The organism is Variovorax sp. 01T439_2, from assembly GCF_056398445.1.
On the sequence record NZ_JBFTPJ010000726.1, the window covers coordinates 1 to 3,039 of the forward strand.

The window sequence follows — 3,039 nt, forward strand, 5'->3', positions numbered from 1 at the left end:
GTGCTGGCGACCACGCCCAGCTGCAGCCGTTCGCCGACCTTGACCTGCACGTCGGTGCCGGCCACGGTGAACTTGGGCCCGCCGCTGTCGACCTCGTAGGTGACGCGGATCGACTGCGGGTTCAAGTTGGCATCGACGGACGCGACGGCATGCGTGAACAGGATGCGGCGCGTGAGCGGCTCGACCGTGTAGTCCACGAAGCGCGTGGCCGGCGTACGCTGCAGCACGATGTCGGGCTGGTTGCGGTCGCGCACCACCACCTCGATCTGCTCGCTGTTGTCGACGAACTCGCCGCCGGTCGTGCTCAGATAATAGGGGCCCGACGTGCCGACGGCGCGGAACTCCTCCACCTGCTGTGTCTGCGCGGTGCGCGACGCATAGCTGGTCGCGCGCACGTCCGCGGTCTCGTACACGTGCTTGAGGCCGGTGAGCGCGCGGTTGCTCTGGCTGAGGTTTCGTACCTCCGTGCTGCTGCTGGTCGTGAAGTCGCCGTACAGCAGGTAGGAGCGGTTCTTGTCGATGCGCACGTAGAGCTTCTGCGTGCTCTGCGCATCGAAGCCCTTGACCGACGAGTCGCCATAGATCGGATAGAACTCGTCGGGCCGGATGTCGCGGAACAGCCGGTCCTTACGCGTCTTGTCGGAGTCGAAGGCGGCCGTGAGCAGGTACTCGCCCTTGACGGTGCCCTTGAAGAAGAAGGCGGCGCGGGCGCCCGCGCGGCGGTTCTCGCGCTCGTCCGCGAGGCCCGTCAGTTCGGCTTCGAAGGCCGCGCCGGCCGGCATGGCGCCGAGCGGCACGCTGCCGCGCTGGGTGAAATCGAGCACGCCTTCGACGATGCCCACGCCGAGCATCGGGCGCATCTCGGGCAAGAGCACAAGCCGTGCTTCCTTGACGAAGCTGCCGGCGCTCACGCGCAGGCGCGCATCRCCCGCCTCGCCCGGCGGCAGCAGGCGGAACTCGGCCGCCCCCCCGTCCATGAAGACCTGCGTCCCCGGCTCGGCCGGGTTCAGGTCCTCGTCGAGCCAGCGGCCGCGGTCGACCTCCAGCGTGAGCTGGGTGCGCGCCGTCACCGGCACACCCGCCGCATCGGCCAGCCGCACCTTCACGGTCACGGGCGTGCGCAGGTCGGCATAGGCGGTCTCGGGCAGGTCGATCTGGATCGCGCCGAGCTTGTCGGGCGCGACGATGCCGATCTGTTCGCTGCCGCGCACATTGCCGAAATCGTCCACCGCATCGAGCTGCAGGCGGTTGGTTCCGGGTTGCAGCACCACGCCGATGTATTCCCAGGCACCGATGCTCTTCGATGGCAGCTGCGTCTTCTTGCCGACGCGCCGCTCGTCGATGGCCTGGCCGTTGACGCTGAGCCGCAGCGCCAGGCCGGACTCGCCCTTGACGCGCACGTTGATCGACTGTGCGGGAACGGTGTCGCCGTTCTTCAGGCCGAGGAAGCCGAGCGCGTTGCTTTCGATCTGCGGCAGCAGCACCTCCAGCTCGATGGGACTGGGCACTGCCTCGGGCAGCAGCGGTGCACTGCGCGGCTCCAGCATGGCGGCGGAGGTGTTGACCGGCCGACTCGCAAAGGCGCCGACACCGGTTGCCGCACCGCCTTCGGCAGACACGCCTTTCGCGGCCGCCGGCAAGCCGTTCAGTGCGGCAAAGAGGCTGCCTGCCGGGGTCGGCGCCGCCGAAGCCGCCGTCCCCAGCGTGCCGCTCATGCTGCCGGAGGCGGCACCGACGAAGCTGCTGGCATTGGCCGGCGCATCGGGCATGGCGATCAGCGGCGCGGACGACGTCGTGGTCGAGCCCGTGCTGCCGCTCGCCAGCGCCTGGCCGCTCGCGGGCAGCGAGCGCAAGTCGCCCACCGCAACGATCTGCCCTTCCGCATTCAGGCGCATGCGCACCTGGGCTTCGGCTTCGGTGTCCGGAATCGCGGCGATGGCCGCGCGGCGGGCCACCACGTCGTCCAGCGTCGCGCGGTTGTCGCAGTTGCCGATGATGAAGTTGGCCTTGTGGAATTCGCCCTTCTTCAGGTCGACGAAGCGGCTCTCGGGGCGGCCCGCGTTGCGGTTGTCCAGCAATTCGAGGCGGGCACCGGACGGCAGCGTGGTCTGGTCGACGCGCAGCACGTGGGTGACCGGCTTGAGGCCGTAGAGGCTCCACTTGCCCTCCACGTCGGTGACGACGTTGGTGCCGTCCTCCATGAACAGGCGCACGCCGGGCACGCCGATCTCGTCGCTGCCCTCCTGCCTGCCGTCGGCCTTGCAGTCCATGTAGACCTTGCCGAACATGAAGGCCTCGTCCGAGAACACACCCCCGGTGACGCGCACGGTCCAGTTCGAAAGATTCGACTGCAGCGGACCCGAATGGGCACGCGCACGGTTGATCGCATCGCCGTTCGTGGGTGCGCCCACGCCGACCCGCACGCGGTAGCGCACCATGGCCATCTGGTCGATGCCCAGGGTCAGCGTCGGGTAGTTGAACACCAGCTTCGGGCCCGCGCCGCCGACCGGATTGCCGGTGGCCGTACCGTTCAGGCGCGCGCTGTTGCTCACGTAGGCAAAGCCCGGCGGCAGGCTGTCGCTGATCGAGATGCCGGTCACCGGCGTACCCGTCTTGTTGGTCACCGTCAACGCGTAGTCCAGAAAGTCGCCGAACTCGACCTGCCGCTTGCTGCCTTCCTTGCGCAGCACCAGGCCGAGCACATTGCCGGGGTCGAGCGGGATGTGGTTGTGCACCACGTCGCACGCCTCGTTCGAAGCATTGAAGCCGGACGTGACCGAGAAATAGTGCGTCGTCGGCTCGGCCCCCTTGGGCGGCAGCGCACCGGGCACCACCGGACCGCAGCTGCCGAAGGTGCCGGCCGTCACAGGGATCAGCTGCGACGGGAAGACATAGCCGCTGCCTGCCGGCGGCGCCACCTGCAGCGTGTAGGTGCACAGGCCGATGACCGGCGGCGATTGCAGGTAGAACTGATAGCTGCCGTCGGCACCGGTCGTCATCGAGACGCTGCCGTCGGCATTGAACGTGTAGGTGCCCGAG

The 3,039-nt window shown here is 68.6% G+C and carries 1 pseudogene; it reads right to left on the reverse strand.

The features are described from left to right. Positions 1–3,039: pseudogene (locus tag AC1DOC_RS26685) on the reverse strand (hypothetical protein); the annotation flags it as partial.